Here is a 22,003-nt window from a genome sequence, read left to right as displayed (position 1 = left end):
CCGTCGCAACATCATGCAACGTTGCGCGGCCTACCTTCGACGCATCGCGACGACGACCGTCGCGGAACGCGTCGAAGGAGACCAGCAATGACCATCGTCGAAGAGGGCGTCTCGAGCGTCTACGCCGCACCCGGGCAGCGAGGATCGATCGCCGACTACCGCCCCCGCTACGGCCACTACATCGGCGGCGAGTTCGTCGAGCCGATCAAGGGGCAGTACTTCGAGAACATCACGCCCGTCACCGGCAAGCCCTTCACCGAGGTCGGCCGCGGCACGGTCGAGGACGTCGACCGTGCGGTGGACGTCGCATGGAAGGCGTTCGAGTCGTGGAAGCGCACGACGCCCGCCGAGCGCAGCGTGATCCTCAACAAGATCGCCGACCGCATCGAGCAGAACCTCGAGCGGATCGCCGTCGCCGAGACATGGGAGAACGGCAAGCCGGTCCGTGAGACGCTGGCCGCCGACATCCCGCTCGCCGTCGACCACTTCCGCTACTTCGCCGGCGTGCTGCGCGGCCAGGAGGGCTCGCTCAGCCAGCTCGACGAAGACACCGTGGCGTACCACTTCCACGAGCCGCTGGGCGTGGTCGGGCAGATCATCCCGTGGAACTTCCCCATCCTCATGGCCACCTGGAAGCTCGCCCCGGCTCTCGCCGCCGGCAACTGCGTCGTGCTGAAGCCCGCCGAGCAGACGCCGGCGTCGATCCTGTTCCTCTTCGAGATCATCGGCGACCTGCTGCCCGCGGGGGTCGTGAACATCGTCAACGGCTTCGGCATCGAGGCGGGCGCGCCGCTCGCGCAGCACAAGCGCATCCGCAAGGTCGCCTTCACGGGCGAGACGACGACCGGCCGCCTCATCATGCAGTACGCGTCGCAGAACCTCATTCCGGTGACGCTCGAGCTCGGGGGCAAGAGCGCCAACGTCTTCTTCGAGGACGTCGCCCGCTCCACCGACGACGCTTACTACGACAAGGCGCTCGAGGGTTTCACGCTGTTCGCCCTCAACCAGGGCGAGGTCTGCACGTGCCCGTCACGCGCGCTCATCCAGCGCTCGATCTATGACGGATTCCTGGGCGACGCCCTCGACCGGGTCGGCAAGATCGTGCAGGGCAACCCGCTGGATCCTGCGACGATGATCGGCGCGCAGGCATCCAACGACCAGCTCGAGAAGATCCTGTCGTACATCGAGATCGGCAAGGCCGGCGGCGCGAAGCTGCTGGCGGGCGGTGAGCGCGCCGACCTCGGCGGCGAACTGTCGGGCGGCTACTACGTCACGCCGACGGTGTTCGAGGGCACGAACGACATGCGCATCTTCCAGGAGGAGATCTTCGGACCCGTGGTCTCGGTGACGTCGTTCGACGACTTCGACGACGCCATCTCGATCGCCAACGACACGCTCTACGGCCTCGGCGCAGGCGTCTGGAGCCGCTCCGGCGACACCGCGTACCGGGCCGGTCGCGCGATCGAGGCCGGTCGCGTCTGGACGAACACCTACCATCAGTACCCCGCGCACGCGGCGTTCGGCGGCTACAAGCAGTCCGGCATCGGTCGCGAGAACCACCTGAAGATGCTCGACCACTACCAGCAGACGAAGAACCTGCTGGTGTCGTACGCCGACGGAGCGATGGGCTTCTTCTGATCCGGCGCTCCCCACAGGACCCGGGCGGAGCGAGCCCCACAGCCTCCGCCCGGGTCGCACCACATCCAGAGGAGAACGCGATGGCCGAGACCCGCACCTTTTCACGCGTGGCGGTGACGGATGCTGCGGCCGCCCTGCTGCGGCAGCTCACGACGCAGCACGGCACGCTGATGTTCCACCAGTCCGGCGGCTGCTGCGACGGCAGCGCCCCGATGTGCTACCCGGTGGGGATGTTCCTCACCGGGCCCTCGGACGTGAAGCTCGGCGACCTCGATGCGGGCCTCGACGACCCCGTCGAGGTCTTCATCTCCGAGACGCAGTTCGAGTACTGGAAGTACACGCACCTCACGATCGACGTCGTGCCCGGCCGAGGAGCGGGGTTCAGCGTGGAGGGTCCGACGGGCAACCGGTTCATCATCCGCAGCCGCATGCTCGACGCCGAGGAGCTCGTGCACTTCGACCTCGGACCGAGCGCTACGCTCGCGTGACCACATCGCGTGCTCTCACCGAGATCACCCGTTCCGTACGTGAACAACGGGTGATGTCGGCGAGATCGAGCGATCCGAACGCGGGCTGTCGGTAGCATGCGCAGAGCGGGCGGATGCTGCGGCCCGGCCGGCGGGCGGAGGTTCGATGAGCGGCGAGCTGATCCTGGTACTCGCGCTGCTGGCGATCACGATCGTGCTGTTCGCGATCGGCCGGCCCCGCATGGACGTCGTGGCGGTCCTCGTGATCGTCGCCCTGCCGCTCACCGGCGTGCTGACGGTGCCCGAGACCTTGGCCGGCTTCGCCGATCCGAACGTGATCCTCATCGCCGCGCTGTTCGTGGTCGGCGAGGGCCTCTCGCGCACGGGAGTCACCTACCGCCTCGGCGACTGGCTCTCGGCCCAGGCCGGGAAGAACACCCCGCGACTCATCGTGCTGCTCATGCTCTCGGTCGCTGCGCTCGGCGCCGTGATGAGCTCCACCGGCGTCGTGGCGATCTTCATCCCCGTGGTTCTCAGCATCGCGGCCCGGACCGGCCTGTCGCCCCGGCAGCTGATGATGCCGCTCAGCATGGCCGGCCTCATGAGCGGCATGCTCACCCTCATCGCCACCGCGCCGAACCTCGTCGTCGACGCAGAGCTGCGCCGTATGGGGCTCGACGGATTCGGCTTCTTCAGCGTGACGCCGTTCGGCCTTGTGATCCTGGCGCTCGGCATCGGCTACGTCCTGGTGGCGCGCCGGTTCCTCGGCGACGACCGCGGCGTCCCCGGGAGCGAACGCCGCACGTTCCGCAGCCTCATCGCGGACTACGCGGTCGACGGCAGGACGGGGCGCTACCGCGTCGGCGCCGCCTCACCCCTCATCGGCCGCACTCTCGCCAGGTCCGACCTCGCCCCGTCCCTGAGTTCTGTGCTCGGGCTCGAGCGCACCCGCTTCCTGCGCGGGACGACTCTCACGACGGCGGGTGAGACAGTGGTGCAGCGCGGCGACACCATCGTCCTCGACATCGCGCCATCGCCGGCAGAGCGTCGACGACTCGACCTCGAGCGTCTCGACGTCGTCGGTGACTTCTTCGACTCGTACGCCCGGCAGGTCGGCATGGCGGAGGTGATCGTCACCCCCGACTCGCGAGCCAGGGGACGCAGCATCCGTGAACTGCACTTCCGAACCGAGTACGAGGTGACGGTGCTCGGCGTGCGGCACGCGGGGCACGCGGCGGGCGAGGACTTCAGCGACCGACGGCTGCGTCCGGGCGATACCCTGCTGGTGACGGGCGGCTGGAATCAGATCCACCGTTTCCGCGAGGAGGCGCGGGACTTCGCCCCGATGGACCTGCCGACCGAGGGTGACGAGGTCGCGCCGGCCGCCGACCGCGCGCCGTTCGCGCTGCTCAGCGTCGCTGTGATGATCGTGATGATGGTGACGGGCATCGTGCCGAACGTCATTGCGGCCCTGATCGCCGCGCTCCTTATGGGGCTCTTCCGCGTGATCGACATGCCATCGGCCTACCGGTCGATCCACTGGCCGACGCTGCTCCTCATCGCGGGCATGCTGCCCTTCGCGCAGGCGCTCGAAGTGACCGGCGGCATCGATCTCGCCGCTGACGCCCTCCTGAACGCGTTCGGGGGCGCCGGGCCCGCAGTCATCCTCGCGGCGTTGTTCGTGACGACCGCCGTCATCGGGCTGTTCGTCTCCAACACCGCGACGGCGGTGCTCATGGCCCCCATCGCGATCACCGCCGCGGAACATCTCGGGGCGTCGCCGTATCCGTTCGCGATGATCGTGATGCTCGCTGCATCCTCCGCGTTCATGACGCCCGTGTCGTCGCCGGTGAACACCCTCGTCGTCGAGCCGGGACGCTACCGCTTCGGCGACTTCGTGCGGGTGGGCGTGCCGTTCACCGTGCTGGTGCTCATCGTGAGCGTCGTGATGGTGCCGCTGCTCCTGCCGCTGTAGCAACGACAGGAGCAGCAGGTCACCTGATTCAGGCGCTGTCGCGGATGTCGCGCGCGAAGCCCTCGGCGTGGGCGCGCAGCGCCTCGATGCGACGCTGACGCGCGGCCGTCACATCGAAGCCCAGGTACGCCGGCGGCATCGGCCGTCGGGCGTTGACCGAGCACTCGAACCCCTCGCACAGCAGGGTGCCGACGGTGTCGCCGTTGCGGCCGGCCTTGCCGGCGCGCTTCGCGCCGAAGAGCACGACGTCGTTGGGCAGGGTGACGTCCTCGCACCACGAGCACTGCGCGCGGGTGCGCGTGCGCTGCTCGGTCTGGCGCAGCAGGATGCCGACGGGCTCGTCGTCGACCGGCACCACGATGAAGCCGGCGAGCGGCTGCTTCGGGTCGCGCCAGCCGAAGTAGTCGAGACCGTCCCACCTCACGTGGGCAAGGTCCGGAACGATGACGGCGTTCCGCTCGCGCAGCGAGGCGTTCACGAAGGACGCGCGGATGTCCTTCTCGGTGAAGGCGTGCATGATTCCTCTTTCATAGAGCGCAGTTCACAGGGGGTCGCCGAAGGGTCGGCGACGATCCGGATGCCGCGGACCGACCGGTCCGCGGAGAGTCGAGCCGCGTCGCAGCGGGCCTCAGGCCCGGCGACGCGCGCGGCTACCTCCGCTCGGCGCGATGCGCGCCGAGTACCCCCTCACGCCCGCCGGGCGTCGTGAACGTCGAATGCACGCCCGACAGCATACGCGCGTGCGTCCGTGCCGGGCCTGGTTCAGCGCAGGAACGCGGGCCCGATCTGGGTGAGGATCCAGAACAGCACCACGACGCCGCCGACGATGACGGATACCCACGGCACGCCGCGCTGCAGGCGCCGGCCCTCCGGGGCGACGCCGGGAGGCGGGCGCAGCGCGTCGAGCGGCGGATGGAACGGCACGGATGCTGCGCCCCCCTGGCCCGCGCCGCCCGGGACCGCCGCGGAACCGAGGGGCGCGGCATCCGTCACCGAAGCAGCGGCGGCTGCGGCCAGCCGCTCGTCGTGCCACCGCGCCCACTGTGCGAACTTGTCGAGAAGGGCTCCGACGACGGAGAAGAGCCACGCCCACGTCGCGGGATCGAGGGTGGAGAAGTCGCGTCTGGCGTAGAGGAAGAGCCAGTCGTCGACGATCTCGACGTCGAGGGCGGCGGCGTTGTCGATGAAGCGCGCCATGATGTCGGGCGTGAAGAGGTAGAGCGCGTCGCGCTCATAGTCCGCGGGGCAGTACAGCGAGAAGTACTCGTCGAAGTCGCCCTCGAGGCTGAGGCGCTGGTCCTTGTCGAAGGTGAGCGGCAGGTTCGAGCCGAACAGGCCGTTGTTGCTCGTCGCGTCGAGCACGATGTGGGGCAGCGGCGTGTCGAGCTTCACGGCGACGTAGCCCCACTGGTGGGTCTGCCGGTTCTTGCCCGAGCCCGTCGTGTACCGGTAGTTCGCGAACTCCACGAAGCGCGGGCGGTCGCCGCGCACGAGGTCGCTCGACTGGCGGCTGCTGCCGATCGAGAAGATCATCCCGGGAAGCCCGGGGTTGTCGAGCTGCGGCTGGTAGCTCATCGCGTTCGCGCGGGCGAAGCGGTCGAGCCGGTATCTGCGCTCGTCGCCCGACCGTGTGCCGCGCAAGAGGCCGACGATCACGAGCGCGATCACCACGCCCATCACCACGAACGGCACGAAGCTGAACAGCACAGCGCCGCCGCCGTCACCCGCGGCGACCGAGACGAACGCCCCGATGATGCTTGTGATCATGGTGAGGAAGACGGAGCCGAAGACCACCACGATCGCGACGACGACGATCGCCACGACCATGTTCGAGCTCGTCATCCCCCCGGGCAGCCGCCCGGTGCGGCGCAACTCCTGGGCGAACGCGCGCGCCGCAGCGCGGGGAACCGGCTCGGCGAGCGGGCGCGCGTCGAACGTGGAGGCGCCCGCGGTGCCGGAGCGCGGATCGGCGCCGGGGTGAGGATCGGTCACGCGGCCAGGCTACTCGCGCGGGGTGCGCGGGCTCGGCCGTGGGTTCGCGCCGCGCGGGGACACGGCAGAATCGACGCAGACGCGCGTGAGCGCGCACCGACGCGAGGAGGCGCCGTGCCCGATGTCCGCCGTGACCCCGACGATCTCGCCGCACTGCGCGAGGCTTCCGACATCCTCGGCATCGACGGACTGCTGAGCCCCGACGAGCGCGCCATCCGCGACCGGGTGCGCGCCTTCGTCGACGCCGAGCTCCGCCCGCACATCGCGGACTGGTTCGACCGTGCGCACTTCCCCGTCGAGCTCGCGCCCGCGCTCGGACGCCTGGGCGTGCTCGGCATGGAGCTGGAGGGGTACGGATGCCCCGGCCGCAGCGCCGTCGAATACGGCCTGGCTGCGCTCGAACTCGAGGCCGGCGACTCGGGCATCCGCACGTTCGTGTCGGTGCAGGGCTCGCTCGCGATGGGCTCGATCCACCGCTGGGGCAGCGACGAGCAGAAGCGGGAGTGGCTGCCGCGCATGGCGGCGGGAGAGGTGATCGGCGCGTTCGGGCTCACCGAGCCGGGCGCCGGATCCGACCCGTCCAGCATGACGACGTTCGCCCGCCGCGACGGCGACGACTGGGTGATCACGGGAGCCAAGCGCTGGATCGGTCTCGCCTCGATCGCGCAGCTCGCAGTGGTCTGGGCGCAGACCGACGACGGCGTCCGCGGCTTCATCGTCCCGACCGACGCCGCGGGGTTCGGGATCACGGTGCTCGAGCCGAAGGGCTCGATGCGGGCGTCGGTGCAGACGGCGCTGCACTTCGACGACGCGCGCGTGCCGGGATCCGCTCTCCTTCCCGGAGCGCGAGGACTGCGCGGACCGTTCTCCGCCCTCAACGATGCGCGGTACGGGATCGTGTGGGGCGCGCTCGGCGCCGGACGCGACAGCTACGAGGCCGCCCTCCGTCACGCCCTGCGGCGGGAGCAGTTCGGGCAGCCGATCGCCGGATTCCAGCTCACGCAGCGCAAGCTCGTCGACATGGTCGTCGAGTTGCAGAAGGGCGCCCTGCTGGCGCTCCAGATCGGACGCGCCAAGGATGCCGGCACTCTGACGCCCACCCAGATCTCCCTCGGCAAGCTCAACAACGTGCGCGAGGCGATCGAGATCGCGCGCGAGGCCCGCACGATCCTGGGCGGCGACGGCGTGCTGCTCGAGAACTCGCCGATCCGCCACGCGGCGAACCTCGAGTCGGTGCGCACCTACGAGGGCACCGACGAGGTGCACACCCTCGTCCTCGGCCAGCATCTCACCGGGCTCGGCGCGTTCCGATGACGGATCCCGAGGAACGCTCGCCCGGCCCGCTCGCGGGCGTCGTGGTCGCGGACTTCTCGCGCGTGCTCGCCGGCCCGTACTGCACGATGCTGCTGGCCGACCTCGGCGCGACCGTCGTCAAGGTCGAGGGCCCGGCGGGCGACGAGACGCGGCACTGGATGCCCCCGTCGCACGACGGCGAGGCGACCTACTACCTGTCGATCAACCGCGGCAAGCGGGCGATCACCCTCGACTTCGACGTTCCCGGGGATCTCGCCCTCGCCCGGTCACTGGCTCACCGCGCCGACGTCGTGATCGCGAACTTCAAGCCGGGCGGGCTCGACCGGTTCGGCCTCGACTTCGACAGCGTGCACGCCGTCAATCCCCGAGCCGTGTACGTCTCGATCACCGGCTTCGGCGCCGACTCGGCGCTCCCCGGCTACGACGTGCTCGCCCAGGCGCTGTCGGGACTGATGAGCGTGACCGGTGCGCCCGAGGGCGAGCCGACCAAGGCCGGGGTCGCCATCGTCGACGTCGTGACCGGCCTCCACGCGGGTCTCGGTGCGCTCGCCGCACTCCGGCACCGCGACGCCACCGGCGAGGGCCAGCACGTCGAGGTGAACCTGCTGTCGTCGGCGCTGTCGGCGCTCGTGAACCAGTCGGGCGCGTATGCGATCGCGGGCGTGGTCCCCGAGCGACTCGGCAACGACCACCCGAGCGTCTACCCCTACGGCCCGTTCCCGACGGCCGACGGCGAACTCGTGCTCGCGGTCGGCAACGACGGCCAGTTCCAGCGGCTGTGCCGGGTGCTTCAGATTCCGGATGCTGCCACCGACCCTCGCTTCCTCCGCAACGCCGATCGCAGCACGGGTCGCGCCGAGCTGCGCCCCGTGCTCGTCCAGGCGCTCGCGGTCCGTCCGGCGACGGAGTGGGAGGCGCTGCTCACGGCGGCCGGCGTGCCCTGCGCCCCGATCCTCACGATGGACGCCGCGTTCGATCGCGCCCGCGCGCTCGGCCTCGACCCCGTCGCCCACGCCGGCGACGCGCAGGTGCCGGGGGTGCGGCATCCGATCTCCTTCTCCGCCACGCCGCCCGCGTACCCGCTCGCGCCGCCGTGGCCCGACGCCGATCGGGAGTGGGTTCGGCGTCTGCTCGGCGATCCGGTACCATAGGAGGGTTGTCCGCATACGTGCGTGTCTGCGCACTGACCGGACGACGTGCTACACACCCTCCTGCTGCCGGGAAATGCCCGACAGCCGTTCTAGTCCGAAGGAGGTGGGTTAGTGACGCACCAGTACGAGCTCATGGTCATCCTGAACCCCGAGATCGACGAGCGCCAGGTCGGCGCCAACCTCGACAAGTTCCTGAAGGTCATCACGACCGACGGCGGCACCATCGAGAACATCGACATCTGGGGCAAGCGCCGTCTTGCCTACGAGATCCAGAAGAAGACCGAGGGCATCTACGCCGTCGTCAACTTCACCGCCACGGCTGAGACCACGCAGGAGCTCGACCGCCAGCTGAACCTGAGCGAGCAGATCATGCGTACCAAGGTCCTCCGCGCCGAGGAAGCGATCGCCATGATCGCCTCGGAGAAGCAGCGTGCCGACGAGCGCGCCGCCCGCAAGACCGCCAAGGCTGCGAAGGCGTAAGGACGATGGCCGGCGAGACGATCATCACCGTCGTGGGCAACCTCACGGCTGATCCCGAACTGCGGTACACGCAGAACGGGCTGCCCGTCGCGAACTTCACGATCGCGTCGACGCCTCGCAACTTCGATCGTCAGGCGAACGAGTGGAAGGACGGCGAAGCGCTGTTCCTCCGCGCGAGCGTGTGGCGCGAGTTCGCCGAGCACGTGGCCGGCTCGCTGACGAAGGGCATGCGGGTCATCGCGACCGGCCGCCTCAAGCAGCGCAGCTACCAGGACCGCGAAGGCAACAACCGCACCGCGATCGAGCTCGAGGTCGACGAGATCGGCCCGTCGCTGCGCTACGCGACCGCTCAGGTCACCCGCGCCGCGGGCGGCTCCGGCGGTGGCGGCGGCAGCTTCGGCGGAGGCGGCGGTCAGTCGCGTCCGCAGGTCGCCGACGAGCCGTGGTCGACCCCCGGTTCGCAGAACGCCGGCGGTGCCGGCGGCGGCGACGCGTGGGCTGCCCCGGGCGCCTACGGCGACGACACCCCGTTCTGATCGGTCAGATCTCAGCAACAGATTCCGGATGCCCCGTGACGAGGCATCTGATCAGCAAAACGTAAAGGAAACACCATGGCTGGAAAGGCAACCGGCGACCGCCGGAAGCCGCGGAAGGGCGCGAAGAACGCGGCCCCCGCGAAGGCGATCCGTGTCGGCGTCATCGACTACAAGGACGTCGCCACCCTCCGCAAGTTCATCTCGGAGCGCGGGAAGATCCGCGCCCGTCGTATCACCGGTGTCTCGGTGCAGGAGCAGCGTCTGATCGCCAAGGCGATCAAGAACGCGCGCGAAATGGCGCTCCTGCCTTACGCCGGCGCTGGCCGCTAAGGAGTACCCACATGGCAAAGCTCATTCTCACGAACGAGGTCGCCGGGCTCGGAAGCGCCGGTGACGTGGTCGAGGTCAAGAACGGGTACGCCCGCAACTACCTCATCCCCCAGGGCTTCGCGGTCGCGTGGACCCGCGGTGGCGAGAAGCAGGTGGCGTCGATCCGCGCCGCCCGCGAGGCGCGCGCGATCCACGACCACGAAGAGGCCGTGGCCCTGAAGAACAACCTCGAGACCAACAAGGTCCGCCTGGCCGTCAAGGCCGGCGCCGAGGGCCGCCTGTTCGGCGCCGTCAAGACGACCGACGTGGCCGAGGCCGTCAAGGCCGCCGGTCTCGGCGAGCTCGACAAGCGCAAGATCCACATCACGTCGCCGATCAAGTCGGTGGGCGAGCACGAGGCGACGGTCCGTCTGCGTGACGACCTCACCGCCGTGATCACCCTGCAGGTGGTCGCCGCCAAGTAATCCCTTCGGGACGTACAGCGAAACGGATGCCGCGAACCTTCGGGTTCGCGGCATCCGTCGTCTCTCAGTGATCGCGTGTACCGCAACTCCTCCGGAATGAGCCCGCACGGCCCGACGACCGCCATGATGCCGACGGGCCCGCGCATGCCAGGAGGAGTTGTGGCACGCGCCTGGCGGATCGCGGCGTCAGAGCCAGCCGTTCTCCTGGGCGAGGCGGGCGGCGTCAGCGCGGTTACGAGCGCCGGTCTTGCCGATCGCGGCGGAGAGGTGGTTGCGAACCGTCCCCTCGGACAGGTGCAGCAGGCGGGCGATGTCGGCGATCGAGCCGCCGGTCTGCGCGGCCGCCAGCACGTCGGTCTCGCGCTCGGTGAGCGGTGAGTCGCCCTGGGCGAGCGAGTCCGCGGCGAGGACGGGATCGACGACGCGCAGCCCCTGGGCGACGCGGCGCACGGCGTCGGCGAGCTGGGCGGCGGGAGTGTCCTTCACCACGAAGCCCGACGCGCCGGCCCGCATGGCGCGCGTGAGGTAGCCGGGCCGGCCGAACGTCGTCACGATGAGCACACGGCACGCCGGGAGCGCCGCACGGAGGGCCGCGGCCGCCGCGATGCCGTCCAGCCCGGGCATCTCGATGTCGACCATCGCGACGTCAGGGTGCGCCGCGAGCGCCGCGTCGACGACCTCATCGCCTCGACCGACCTCGGCCACGACCTCGATGTCGGACTCGAGCCCCAGCAGGGCCGACAGGGCACCGCGTACGAGGGCCTGGTCGTCGGCGATGAGCAGCCGGATCACAGCGTCACCCGCAGGCGGAAGCCGCCGAGGTCGCTGCGCCCGACAGCCAGGCGTCCGCCGGCGGCCTCGACGCGCTCGCGCAGGCCGCTCAGCCCGGTCGACCCGTCCGCCGAGTCCGACGGCCCGACGCCGTCGTCGGCGATCTCCACCTCGTGGGTACCCAGCGTCACCCGGCAGACCGACGCGCCGGAGTGCCGCACGACGTTGGTGACTCCCTCGCGCACGATCCACCCCGCGAGTTCGCGGCGACCCGGCGGCACAGCATCCGTCGACGAAGGCAGCTCGGCCGCGATGCCCGCGGCTTCCAGCGCAGCCCGGGCCGCGGCGAGCTCGCCGCTCACGTTCACGGTGCGGACCCCGGCGACGGTCGCCCGCACGTCGGCGAGGGCGCCTCGGGCGAGCGACTCGATCTCGGCGATCTCGGCCTTGGCGCGCTGCGGATCGACGTCGACGAGCCGGCCGGCGAGCTCGGCCTTCACGGTCACGACGGTGAGCGAGTGGCCGAGGATGTCATGGATGTCGCGTGCCACCCGCCCGCGCTCGCGCTCCACGGCCAGGGCCTCGAGCTGCTTCTGCGCGTGCCGCAGCTGGCTCATGGCCGCCGTCGTGCGGGCGATCGACGCCATCACGAGCGAGATCGAGACGATGACGGCTGGAACCCAGAGGACGTTCTCGTCCCAGCCGCCGGTGACGCCATCGGTGACGAGGGCCAGCACCCCGAGCCCGAGGATCGTCGGCCACGTCCACCGCCACGGGAAGACGCACATGCCGAACGTGACACCGACGTAGGCCCAGGTCGGGGCGATGTCCCAGCCCAGCCAGGGGAACAGGCTGAACGACAGGGCGAACAGCACCGCGCATACTGCGAGCCGGCCGCGGTGGGCAAGCGTCCACGCGAGTGGGGCGGAGATGAGGAACGCGATCGCGAACGCCACGACGAGGGTCACGCCGATCGTCGCGGCCGCGGTGGACGGCGACTGCGCGATCACCTCCTGCGTGAGGCTGACGAGCCAGACCAGGGCGAACCCCGCGCCGACGTACCAGCCGGCGGTCGTCCGTGACCAGAGGGCGCGAGGCAACGGGCCGGTCGCCCGGATCGTCGCCTCGAGACGCCGTGCCGGCCCTCCCTGAGGGCCGGCATCGACGCCGTCGTCACGCCGAATCGCGTGCATGGCACTCACCCTAGAGCCCTCAGACCCGCTTGGTGTCGCGACGGAAGGCCCACGCCGCACCGGCGACGAAGATCCCGAACCACGCGACCGCGTTGACGAACCACAGCAGGTCGACCCCCGCACCGGTGAGCGGCGACCGCGCGATCTGACTGATGCCGTACACCGGAGTGAACTGCGCGATCACCTGGACGAAGTCGGGCATCGCGCCGAGCGGGGTGAACAGCCCGCCGAGGAACGACAGCAGCACGATCGCAAGGCTCGTGATCTGCGCCGCGCCCTCGCCTGGCACGAGGTAGCCCATCATGAGGCCGAGCGTCGTGAAGACGGCGCTCGCGAGCAGCCACGCGGCCAGACCGGTCGCGATCCACTGTGCGGGCGAGAGCTGGATGCCGCTGAGCGCCCCCGCGAGGGAGGTCCCGGTAACGGCGAGCAGGCCCAGCAGCATGCCGGCGATCGTCTTGACGATCACGTTCACCAGCGGGTTCAGCGGGGTGAGTCGCAGCTGACGGCTCCATCCCTGCGCCCGCTCGATCGCGATGGCCGCACCGGTCTGCGTGGCCGACATCATGGCGCCGTACATCGCCATCGACACCATGATGTACGCGGCCACCGACGGCCCGCCCTGTGAGAGCGGCGTGGCCGTGAGCGGCTGGTCGCGCAGCGGCAGCCCGATGATGACGAACATCACGATGGGGAACGCGACGATGAAGAGCAGGACGCGGCGGCCCCGGAGCTTGCGCTTGAGCTCGATGCCCAGGTAGGTGAGGGTGAAGCCGCCCAGCGGCGGAATCCGCCGCTGGAGCGATACCCGGTCGGTCTGCGTGGCAGTGGTCATGATGCCGTTCCTTCGGACGTGAGGGCGAGGAAGACGCTCTCGAGGGTCTGTGCGGCGATTCCGACGTCGCGCGCATCGGTGCGGGTCAGAAGGTGTCGGGCGACGGCGTCCGAGTCCCTCGTGAAGATGCTGATTCGGTCGCCCAGCGCCTCGACGGTGTCGACGCCGGGAAGCGCCGCCAGCGCGGCCGGGTCCGCATCGGTGACCGTCGCGGTCACGGTGCGGCCCGACACCATGTTCTTGATGTAGGCGGTCGGCCCGTCGGCGACGATGCGCCCCCGGCTCATCAGCACGATCCGGTCGGCGTACTCGTCGGCCTCGTCGAGGTGGTGCGTCGCGAACAGCACGGTGCGACCGCGCGCGGCGTCGGCCCGGATGGCGTGCCAGAACGAGCGCCGGCCCTCGACGTCCATGCCGGTGGTCGGCTCGTCGAGGATGAGCACGCCCGGGTCTGAGAGCAGCGCCATCGCGAAGCGCAGCCGCTGCTGCTGCCCGCCCGAGCAGAGGCCGACGCGACGGCCGGCGATCTCGGCGATGCCGGCGCGCTGCAGCACCTCGTCGACGGGTCGGGTGTCGGCGAACACGCTCGCCGTCAGTTCGAGCGTCTCGCGGACCGAGAGGTCCTTGAGCAGTCCGCCCGTCTGCAGCACCGCCGACACATGGCCGTGCGCGATGGCCGCGCGCGGCGACTCGCCGAACACGCGCACCGCGCCGGCGTCGGGCTCCGACAGGCCGAGCAGCAGGTCGATCGTCGTGGTCTTGCCCGCGCCGTTCGGCCCGAGGAAGGCGACGATCTCGCCAGGGTGCACCCGGAGCGTGACCGCGTCCACCGCGCGGACCGCCCCGAACGACTTGCGCAGGTCGGTCGCGTCGACGGCGAGCGGAACGGCGGATGCTGCGACCGCCGTCGCCGGCCGGGCGAGGGGTTGTGTGGTTTCCATGTCCTCAGCGTCGCGCCGGCGGGGCCCGCAACCCTCACACGGGCGTCACGATGTGCCCGTGACAAACGTCACGGGTCAGAAGATCCAGTTCGCGCCGGCCGCAACCGGCCAGGACCATGCCACCGACGCCGCGCGCAGCGCGTCCGGCGTGCGGACCTCGATGAGCCCCGCCTGCGCGAGCGCCGCGAGCGAGATCGACCCGAGGTGCGCCGCTCCGAGCTCGCGGATGTCGAGCACGAGGTCGGGTTCGGAATCGGATGCTGCGACCTCGGCGTGCTCCCACGCGCCGGCCCGCACGCGCCAGCGGCCCGCGTTGGCGGGCAGCATCGCGTCGGTCACCTCGAGCACGACGTCGACGTCGCCCGCGTAGCGTCGCTGGCCGAGCGCCGCCGGCAGATCGAGCAGGCGGATCCACGAGTTGTCCTGGTAGTCGGGTACCGCGGGGCGGATGTCGACGAGCAGCGACACGATCGGGTCGTCGACGGGCAGGTTCGCGATCTTGACGCGGCTGGTGAGGTCCAGGTCGAGCAGCACCGACCACATGCGGTGCGCCGCGGCGGCGGTCAGCGCGACCGCTTCGCGCACGTGAACGGTGCCCTCGGCGCCGGCGCGCTCCCACGACGTCGCACGACGGAACGTCGCGTACGCGAGCGTGTTGTCGGCCGCGTCGCGCACCAGCAGGAGCCGCAGCGACTCCTTTCCGCTGCGGAACGCCGGCGGGTCGGCCTCGCGGGCGGCGCGCTGCTCGGGCGTCTCGCGCGTCGCCCACCCCGGTCGGCCGAGGCCGGGCGGCCGCCGCGCGTAGTCGCGATGGATCGAGGCGACGAGATCGCCGTGGGCCTCAGCATCCCATTCCTCCAACTCGACCTCGAGGTCCGACGCCCCGGCCACCGGGCGGAGTGCGGCACCCCGGGGGATCGTGAGATTCAGCTGGGTCGAGGCCATGCCGTACCCGAAGCGCCCGTAGATCGGGGTCTCGGCGGCCATCAGACCCGAGATCGCCTCGCCGTTCGCGAGGCAGTCGGCGAAGTGGTGCTCGATCATGCCGCGGAGGATGCCGCGGCGCCGGTGTCCGGGGTGCACGCCGACCCACGTGAGCCAGCCGCACGCGACCTCGGCGCCGGGGACCGGGTAAGCGCGCAGCGGATACGCGCCGTGGAAGCCGGCGAGCAGCTCGTCGTCGTCGACGCGGGCGACACCGTACGTGCGATCCCAGCTGAGCGGGCTCGGCAGCTCCCGCAGCGCTTCGACGGAACGCTCGGTGGGGAACGCCCAGGTGTCCAGGCGCAGGACGTCCTCGAGCCGGTCGGCGTCGACGGGGGTGAGGCGGTAGGGCTCGGGAAGCGGCATCCCTCCACTCTGGCGAGGAGGGCACGCGTGCGCAACGCGCCGGCATGACGAGGCGGGTGCCGCGAGCCCCCCGGGTCGCGGCATCCGCTCGTGGCATCTCCGGGTGCGTCGGACCGGGCCAGGCATCGCCGGGACACCGCACGGCGGAGATGGGCGTGGAACCCCCGATCGCGACAGGCCGTCCAGGCAAGGCCGGGCGTCGCGATCGGGGGCGGTCAGGGCGGGAGGGCCGCTGGGGTTCGGCCCTCCCGCGTGCTCACGCGGGTCGATGTGGGGCACCCGGGGAACGCCGGAGTGCCCCTCGACTCATGCGGAGCGGCGCCGCGACGCGCGTGCGATGGCGCCCGCTGCGAACAGCGAGAGCCCGAGCAGCAGGAACGGCATCACACCCGTCCCTCCCGTCGCGGCGAGCTGGGTGGCGGTGCCGGCCGCAGCCGCCGAGCCGGTGACGGTGACCGCCGCGGCGGGCGTGCCGTCCGTGCCGTCGTCACCGGGCGTCCCGTCGTTCCCCGGCGTGGTGGGGTCGGTCGGGTCGGTCGGGTCGGTCGGGTCGGTCGGGTCGGTCGGGTCGGTCGGGTCGGTCGGGTCCGTCGGCACCACGGCGTCGACCGTGGTGCTGTCGCCGATCACCGAGACCGCGTTGCCGCCGATGGTGACGGGCAGCGAGATCGGAGCGAGGATCTGGGTCCCACCGAGGATCGAGCCCGAACCGCCGGTGCTTCCGTTCGTGCCGCCCGTGCCGGTGCCAGGGGCCGCGACGGCACCCGTCGACTCGCTGTCGCCGACGCCCGAGATCGCGTTGCCGACGACGGTGACGGGCACGGCGATCGGCGCGAGCACCTGCGTGCCGCCGAGGATCGAGTCCCCGCCCTCGGTCCAGGCGTCGCCGCCCGTCGAGCCGGTCGACGGTGCCGTGGCGGCGCCCTCACTCGAGCTGTCGCCGATCACGGACACGGCGTTGCCGGACGCGGTGATCGGTGCAGTGACCGGTGCGACGACCTGCGTGCCGCCGAGGATCGAGTCCTCGCCGCCCGTCGTGCCCGTGGGCCCGCCGTTCGCGGAGCCCGCCCCGGGGGCGGTGGTGGCAGCATCCGTCGACTCACTGTCGCCGATCACGGAGACCGCGTTGCCCGCGACGGTGACCGGGGCGGTGACCGGTGCGACGACCTGGGTGCCGCCGAGGAGCGAGTCCTCGCCGTCGGTCCAGGCCTCGGCGGCCGCCGCAGAGCCCGAAGACGCGGGCGACGTGGTCGCGCCCTCGCTCGAGCTGTCGCCGACGACCGAGATCGCGTTGCCCGACACGGTCACCGGCGCGGCGACCGAGACGATTCCCTGGGTGCCGGATAGCACGCCGTCCTCGCCCGACGTCTCGGCAGCAGAGGCCGAAGCGCGCGCGGGTGCGGCGGTGGCAGCATCCGTCGATGAACTGTCGCCGACGACCGCGACCGAGTTGCCGCTGACAGTGATCGGGACGTTCACCGAGACGAGTGCCTGCGAGCCCGAGCCGACGCCGTCGGTGCCGCCCGTGGACGCGGCCGGAGCCGGTGACGGAGCGGGAGCAGCGCTCGTCGCGCCGCCCGACGAGGAGTCGCCGAGGACGGAGAGCGACGTGCCGCTCACCGTGACCGGGACGGTGATGTCGATGACGGCCTGGCTGCCCGAGAGCAGTCCGTCGTCACCGGTGGTCTCGGCCGCGTTGGCGACCGTCGCGCCGAGCAGCGTGATGCCGCCGGCCAAGAGCGTGCCCCAGAGGGCGCGCTTGTAGAAAGTGCGCATGATGTTCCCCTTTGTGGATTGATCGGTTCTCAGCGCGGGAAGGAGCCGCGCTGTTCAGCGCGGAAGGCGCGCTGATGCTCTGGCGCCCGGGCTCGGATGAGCGGGGCGGCCGAGACCCGATCAGTCGGGGGAGACGTCGGTGGATCCGGCAGGCGCCGGCAGGGCGTGCTCGTCCTCCGGTCCGGCACGGCGCACCCAGGCACGGTGTGCGGCGAGCGGAAGGAGGGCAGCGAGCGCCCAGGCGCCGGGACCCGCACCACCGGGTCCCGCGGAAGACAACGACAGGCAGAGTCCGCCTGCAGAGCCGAGGAGTCCGCCCGCGACGAGCGCGGCGGACGAGACGACGACGACGGCACGCGTGGCCGCTTCGGAGACGGATGCCGCGGCCCAGTGGCCGAACGCACGCGCTGTCGTCGTGAAGAGAGTGGCCGCGGCATCCGTCCGCGCGGCGAGAAGCGCGACGGCGCTCGGCACCGACGAGTCCGCCGAGCTGCCGAGAAGGTCGGGAAGCTGCGGAATCAGGGGCAGAGCAGGGTTGCCGGGGCCTGTTGCCGGCGGCTGACCGATGGTCGCGCCGGTCTCGTCGACAGCGCCGACGAGACCGCCGAGGGTCTCGTCGACCGTGCCGCCGAGGTCGGTGACGGCGTCATCGAGACCGGTGCCCGAGACGATGCCGCCGACGACCGGCACCTCGGTGACGAGGTCGACGACCGGCTCGGCGATGTCGCTCACGACGCCGCCCGAGACGACCTCCGCGACCGGCTGGGTCACCGTCGTGACGACCGTGCCGACGGTCTGCACGACCTGGCTCACCGGCTGCTGTACGGGAGCGGGAGCCGTGGCGACGACGGTGTTGACGGCTTCGGTGACGCCGGTCGTCGCGGTCGAGACCGTGCCGGTGGCGGTCGACGCGGTCGTGTCGACCAGCGAAGTCACGGCTCCGAGGGCACCCCCGAGTGCTCCTGCGTCGTCGGGCTCGTCGGCGTGCGCGTGTCCGAAGCCGAGGCCGAGAACCAGCGAGACGACGATCCAGGCGAACGCGGTCCCGACCCCGATGAGGGCCAGCCGCACGATCCTCGGCAGCTGCGAGGTTGCGATCTCCACGTTCACCTCCCACGACGAAAGAGCCGCACGTTCCGAACGGATCGTGCGTGAGGGTGCCTGGAGTTGAGAGATTACTCCCTCGCGATTCGCTCTGTCCAGCCCCTTTGGACGACGAGTCCCTTGTCCCCGCCTGGGGGACCGCCATCCGCGGCGGGCGCCGCGCAATTGTGCACAGGACAGCGTTCGCGACCAAACCTTCAACCCTGACTTCAACCACATCTCTCTCCACAGGGTGTGAATTACGCAGGGCCTGGTCAGAGGGATTTTCGAGGACATAACCCCCAGAAAGGGGGTGAGTTCTCCACAGGGGTTGCTCACAGGTGCGACGGCGTTTCTCCCCCGCTCTCCACAAAGTTATCCACAGGGTGTGTTGCGGCTGTCGGAGGCCATCCTTAGCGTGGGGTGCGGCCCATTCGGGCGTCGCGCCTCCGTGTTGGGTTCGGTGACGCGACGGCGGCCGGAATCGCAAGACAGAGCAGGTGGGGAAGGCGGGATGCCGTGGCATCCCGCTATTCGCTCGTGCCCCGGCACGCCGACTCGGCGAGCCGTCCCGATGCCACCGAGAGACCTCGGATGATGTGAACAACGGTAGGGAGGACGCGCAGCCTATGTCGATCGCCGACATCTCCGAAGAGCGCATGGGGGGTCCTCGCGACTTCGAACGCACTCCCCCGCACGACCTGCTCGCCGAGCAGAGCGCGCTGGGTGGAATGCTGCTCTCGAAGGACGCCGTGGCCGACGTCATCGAGACGCTGCGCGGCACCGACTTCTACGTGCCCAAGCACGAGCTGATCTTCGAGGCGATCCTCACCCTCTACTCGCACGGCGAGCCGACGGATGTCGTGGCCGTCACCGACGAGCTCATCAAGACGGGCGAGCTGCAGCGCGCCGGCGGCGCCGACTATCTCCACACGCTCACCTCCATCGTGCCGACCGCCGCGAACGCCGGCTACTACGCCTCGATCGTGTCGGAGCGTGCGCTGCTGCGCCGGCTCGTCGATGCCGGAACCCGCATCGTGCAGATGGGGTACTCGGGTCAGGGTGAGGCGCTCGACCTCGTCAACAACGCGCAGGCCGAGATCTACTCGGTGACGGGTGCGGAGCAGGCCGAGGACTACGTGCCGCTCACGATCGCGGTGGATGCTGCGGTGGAAGAGATCGAGGCGGCGCGCGGTCGCGACGGCCAGATGACCGGCATCCCGACTGGCTTCTCGGGACTCGACTCGTTGACGAACGGCCTGCACCCCGGTCAGATGATCATCATCGCGGCGCGACCCGCGATGGGTAAGTCGACGCTCGCGCTCGACTTCGCGCGCTCCGCGGCGATCAAGGCCAACATGCCGACGATCTTCTTCTCGCTCGAGATGGGGCGCAGCGAGATCGCGATGCGCCTGCTGAGCGCCGAGGGCGCGATCCCGCTGCAGTCGATGCGCAAGGGCACGCTCGACTCGCGCGACTGGACCACCGTCGCCGCGACCCGAGGCCGCATCAACAACGCCCCGCTCTACATCGACGACAGCCCGAACATGACGCTCGTCGAGATCCGTGCGAAGTGCCGTCGGCTCAAGCAGCGCGCGGGCCTCAAGCTCGTCGTCATCGACTACCTGCAGCTCATGACCTCGGGCAAGCGCGTCGAGTCCCGTCAGCAGGAGGTCTCGGAGTTCTCGCGTGCGCTCAAGCTCCTCGCGAAGGAGCTCGGCGTGCCCGTCATCGCGCTGTCGCAGTTGAACCGTGGCGCCGAGCAGCGCGCCGACAAGAAGCCGGCGCTCTCCGACCTTCGTGAATCGGGCTCGATCGAGCAGGACGCCGACATGGTCGTGCTCCTGCACCGCGAGGCCGCCTACGAGAAGGATTCCCCCCGCGCCGGCGAGGCCGACCTCATCGTCGCCAAGCACCGCAACGGCCCCACCGACACGATCACAGTCGCGTTCCAGGGCCACTTCTCCCGTTTCACCGACATGGCCCCCGGCGACTTCGGGTAGCTGTGGGTGCCGGCTGAACAGGTCAAATTCCCAGCGAACTTGTCCAGAGCGCGCGATGTCAAGCTGTGTGGAGTCATGCGGCTTGCTTTTGTGGCTGTTGGTCGGGCAGGTTGGTGCCGACGGTGGTCGCGGGCGCTGGTGTTCGGGGCCGCGCGCGGAAGCGTTCGGGGTGCTCGGTAAAGTAGCGTTGCAGCGCTCGATCGCGCCTTTCCCCGGCATGCGTCCAGGTGCCGTCGTGGACTTGCTCGGGTGAGAACAGTGCGATCCCGGAGTGCTTGTGCTGCTCGTTGTACCAGGACACGTATCCGGCGATGTAGTGCCGGGCGGTGTCGAGATCGGTGAACACCTTCGGGTAGCCGGGCCGATACTTCATCGTCCGGAAGCCGGCCTCGGAGAACGGGTTGTCGTTCGACGTGTACGGCCGGTTGTGGGAGAGTTCCACGCCCTGCTCGCGGAGGAAGTCGCGGAGCAGGTTCGAGGTCATTGCGGCGCCAGAATCGGCGTGCACCACCTGCGGCGCGCCGTGCACGGCGATCGCGGCGGCGAACATCTCGACAGCGAGGTGGTCAGCCTCACGGTCCTCGACCCGCCAGCCGACGATCTTCCGCGAGAAGATGTCGGTGATCTTGTACGCCTTGAACACCTTCCCCCGCCACGGTGAGTACAGGTCCGTGATGTCCCACGACCACACCTGGCCGGGGCCGGTCGCTTTCAGCACCGGCTTGTTCCGCGGCTGCCGGCGGTCCTTGCGGGTCGGGATCGTCGGGCGCAGCATCTGCTCCTCAATCCGCGCCGCGATGCGCCACCAGGTGCGCCTGGACGCGAGCATCACCCCGGCATCCCATGCGGTCGCGAACGAATGGTCTACGGAGTTGTGCTGTGCCCACCCGGCGAGGATCAGCTCGCTGATCCGTTCCTGATCGACCGCGCTGATCCGCGATTCATACGCCCGCTCGGTCTGCGGGATCGGATCGGCCACGCGCTCTCGCGGATGCTGCCGATAGTGCCACGTCGACCGCGACACACCCGCCAAGTTCAGCGCCCGCCGCTGGGATCCGAGGATCCCGGCCAGCTCGATGACGAGGTCGTTCTCGACGTTCAGGAACCGTTCGGATCGTTCTTCCTCGGGAGCTCGACGGGCTCTTGCTCGCTCATCGTGTGCAAGAGCCCGATAGCTTTTCCCAGCGCCTTGTTGGTCTCCTCCAGCTCCCGCACTCGCGCGGTCAGCCGCTCGACCTCGGCCGCCTGCGCGGCGCGTTCTCGGGCACGTTGCTTCTCCAGCGCGGTGCGCTTGCTCGGCGGGACGGTCATCTCACTACCCTCTCGCGGGATCAGCCCGCGGTCGAGCTCGCCCTCGAACACCGCGTCCCGCCACCGCCGCATCCGCTTATACGACACGCCCCGCGCGTTCAGCCACGGACCCTTCTGCCCGTGAGGCTGCACCTGATACTCGTGCACGAGCTCGCGGATCTCCGCGGCCGTGAATCCCGGACTGATCGTCATTACCCGCGTCCCTACTGATCGTGAACCGACTCACAATCAGCCTGGCAAAGAGGGACGACGACATTTCTGACATGTCGGGCAGCGCGAATGCGTGCGCATGAGCTGATCGAGCGCGCCCCCGTTCGTCGATGCCCTCACACCGACACGATGTCGAGAGTTGCCATGATGCGACAAACAGCGCCCGGAATCCTTCCCAGCGGC

21 protein-coding genes are annotated in these 22,003 nt (G+C 70.3%); 10 read left to right on the top strand and 11 right to left on the bottom strand.

What is annotated here, in order from left to right:
* The first annotated feature begins 87 nt into the window (after positions 1–87).
* The 3 genes from ACEYYH_RS21295 (at position 88) to ACEYYH_RS21285 (ending at position 4,080) form a co-directional block, all read left to right on the top strand.
* A complete protein-coding gene (locus tag ACEYYH_RS21295; RefSeq protein ID WP_374976267.1) occupies positions 88–1,638 on the top strand; it encodes an aldehyde dehydrogenase family protein in 1,551 nt (516 codons plus the stop codon).
* Positions 1,639–1,718: 80 nt separating this feature from the next.
* Positions 1,719–2,126, top strand: a complete 408-nt coding sequence (locus ACEYYH_RS21290; RefSeq protein WP_374976266.1) for a DUF779 domain-containing protein — start codon at positions 1,719–1,721, stop codon at positions 2,124–2,126.
* A gap of 145 nt (positions 2,127–2,271) precedes the next feature.
* Positions 2,272–4,080 carry an SLC13 family permease gene (locus ACEYYH_RS21285; protein WP_374976265.1) on the top strand — a complete coding sequence of 603 codons (1,809 nt, stop codon included), beginning with the start codon at positions 2,272–2,274 and terminating at the stop codon, positions 4,078–4,080.
* Positions 4,081–4,108: 28 nt separating this feature from the next.
* Here ACEYYH_RS21285 and ACEYYH_RS21280 read toward each other — a convergent pair whose 3' ends face one another.
* Complete coding sequence (locus ACEYYH_RS21280; RefSeq protein WP_374976264.1) at positions 4,109–4,597, bottom strand: FBP domain-containing protein; 489 nt, start codon at positions 4,595–4,597, stop codon at positions 4,109–4,111.
* A gap of 245 nt (positions 4,598–4,842) precedes the next feature.
* Positions 4,843–6,072: a hypothetical protein gene (locus ACEYYH_RS21275; protein WP_374976263.1), complete on the bottom strand. Its 1,230-nt coding sequence runs from the start codon at positions 6,070–6,072 to the stop codon at positions 4,843–4,845.
* A gap of 114 nt (positions 6,073–6,186) precedes the next feature.
* Here ACEYYH_RS21275 and ACEYYH_RS21270 point away from each other — a divergent pair, with 114 nt between their 5' ends.
* From ACEYYH_RS21270 to rplI, 6 genes are all read left to right on the top strand, one after another.
* Positions 6,187–7,386 (top strand): acyl-CoA dehydrogenase family protein, encoded by a 1,200-nt coding sequence (locus ACEYYH_RS21270; RefSeq protein WP_374976262.1) that lies wholly within the window; start codon positions 6,187–6,189, stop codon positions 7,384–7,386.
* The gene (locus ACEYYH_RS21265; protein WP_374976261.1) at positions 7,383–8,537 is read left to right on the top strand and encodes a CaiB/BaiF CoA transferase family protein; all 1,155 of its coding nucleotides are present in this window, start codon (positions 7,383–7,385) and stop codon (positions 8,535–8,537) included. Before ACEYYH_RS21270 ends, ACEYYH_RS21265 begins: the two co-directional genes overlap by 4 nt.
* A 111-nt stretch (positions 8,538–8,648) precedes the next feature.
* The gene (gene rpsF / locus ACEYYH_RS21260) at positions 8,649–9,017 is read left to right on the top strand and encodes a 30S ribosomal protein S6 (protein WP_116195173.1); all 369 of its coding nucleotides are present in this window, start codon (positions 8,649–8,651) and stop codon (positions 9,015–9,017) included.
* A gap of 5 nt (positions 9,018–9,022) precedes the next feature.
* Positions 9,023–9,553 (top strand): single-stranded DNA-binding protein, encoded by a 531-nt coding sequence (locus ACEYYH_RS21255; RefSeq protein ID WP_116195174.1) that lies wholly within the window; start codon positions 9,023–9,025, stop codon positions 9,551–9,553.
* Positions 9,554–9,628: 75 nt separating this feature from the next.
* The gene (gene rpsR, locus ACEYYH_RS21250) at positions 9,629–9,883 is read left to right on the top strand and encodes a 30S ribosomal protein S18 (protein WP_005054609.1); all 255 of its coding nucleotides are present in this window, start codon (positions 9,629–9,631) and stop codon (positions 9,881–9,883) included.
* 11 nt (positions 9,884–9,894) lie between these two features.
* Positions 9,895–10,347, top strand: a complete 453-nt coding sequence (gene rplI / locus ACEYYH_RS21245) for a 50S ribosomal protein L9 (RefSeq protein ID WP_116195175.1) — start codon at positions 9,895–9,897, stop codon at positions 10,345–10,347.
* Between the two features lie 186 nt (positions 10,348–10,533).
* Here rplI and ACEYYH_RS21240 read toward each other — a convergent pair whose 3' ends face one another.
* The 7 genes from ACEYYH_RS21240 to ACEYYH_RS21210 all read right to left on the bottom strand — a co-directional run bounded on the left by ACEYYH_RS21240 (position 10,534) and on the right by ACEYYH_RS21210 (position 18,317).
* Positions 10,534–11,139 (bottom strand): response regulator, encoded by a 606-nt coding sequence (locus tag ACEYYH_RS21240; RefSeq protein WP_374976260.1) that lies wholly within the window; start codon positions 11,137–11,139, stop codon positions 10,534–10,536.
* Positions 11,136–12,311 carry a histidine kinase gene (locus ACEYYH_RS21235; protein ID WP_374976259.1) on the bottom strand — a complete coding sequence of 392 codons (1,176 nt, stop codon included), beginning with the start codon at positions 12,309–12,311 and terminating at the stop codon, positions 11,136–11,138. Before ACEYYH_RS21235 ends, ACEYYH_RS21240 begins: the two co-directional genes overlap by 4 nt.
* A gap of 19 nt (positions 12,312–12,330) precedes the next feature.
* Positions 12,331–13,146, bottom strand: a complete 816-nt coding sequence (locus ACEYYH_RS21230) for an ABC transporter permease (protein WP_374976258.1) — start codon at positions 13,144–13,146, stop codon at positions 12,331–12,333.
* Positions 13,143–14,087: an ABC transporter ATP-binding protein gene (locus ACEYYH_RS21225; RefSeq protein ID WP_374976257.1), complete on the bottom strand. Its 945-nt coding sequence runs from the start codon at positions 14,085–14,087 to the stop codon at positions 13,143–13,145. Before ACEYYH_RS21225 ends, ACEYYH_RS21230 begins: the two co-directional genes overlap by 4 nt.
* 75 nt (positions 14,088–14,162) lie before the next feature.
* Complete coding sequence (locus ACEYYH_RS21220) at positions 14,163–15,437, bottom strand: GNAT family N-acetyltransferase (RefSeq protein ID WP_374976256.1); 1,275 nt, start codon at positions 15,435–15,437, stop codon at positions 14,163–14,165.
* Positions 15,438–15,743: 306 nt separating this feature from the next.
* On the bottom strand, positions 15,744–17,213 hold the full coding sequence (locus tag ACEYYH_RS21215) for a hypothetical protein (RefSeq protein ID WP_374976255.1): 1,470 nt from the start codon (positions 17,211–17,213) through the stop codon (positions 15,744–15,746).
* Positions 17,214–17,333: 120 nt separating this feature from the next.
* The gene (locus tag ACEYYH_RS21210) at positions 17,334–18,317 is read right to left on the bottom strand and encodes a hypothetical protein (RefSeq protein WP_374976254.1); all 984 of its coding nucleotides are present in this window, start codon (positions 18,315–18,317) and stop codon (positions 17,334–17,336) included.
* A gap of 608 nt (positions 18,318–18,925) precedes the next feature.
* Here ACEYYH_RS21210 and dnaB point away from each other — a divergent pair.
* On the top strand, positions 18,926–20,299 hold the full coding sequence (dnaB, locus tag ACEYYH_RS21205; RefSeq protein WP_374976253.1) for a replicative DNA helicase: 1,374 nt from the start codon (positions 18,926–18,928) through the stop codon (positions 20,297–20,299).
* Positions 20,300–20,372: 73 nt separating this feature from the next.
* Here dnaB and ACEYYH_RS21200 read toward each other — a convergent pair whose 3' ends face one another.
* Together ACEYYH_RS21200 and ACEYYH_RS21195 are read right to left on the bottom strand one after the other, a co-directional pair.
* Positions 20,373–21,278 (bottom strand): transposase, encoded by a 906-nt coding sequence (locus ACEYYH_RS21200; protein WP_374976252.1) that lies wholly within the window; start codon positions 21,276–21,278, stop codon positions 20,373–20,375.
* A 119-nt stretch (positions 21,279–21,397) separates the two neighbouring features.
* Positions 21,398–21,802: a hypothetical protein gene (locus ACEYYH_RS21195; RefSeq protein ID WP_374976251.1), complete on the bottom strand. Its 405-nt coding sequence runs from the start codon at positions 21,800–21,802 to the stop codon at positions 21,398–21,400.
* Positions 21,803–22,003 lie beyond the last annotated feature (201 nt).

The organism is Microbacterium trichothecenolyticum (genome assembly GCF_041938625.1).
Classification (GTDB): domain Bacteria; phylum Actinomycetota; class Actinomycetes; order Actinomycetales; family Microbacteriaceae; genus Microbacterium; species Microbacterium trichothecenolyticum_D.
Note: the sequence above shows the minus strand (reverse complement) of the source record. Positions and strands in the feature narration are given on the sequence as shown.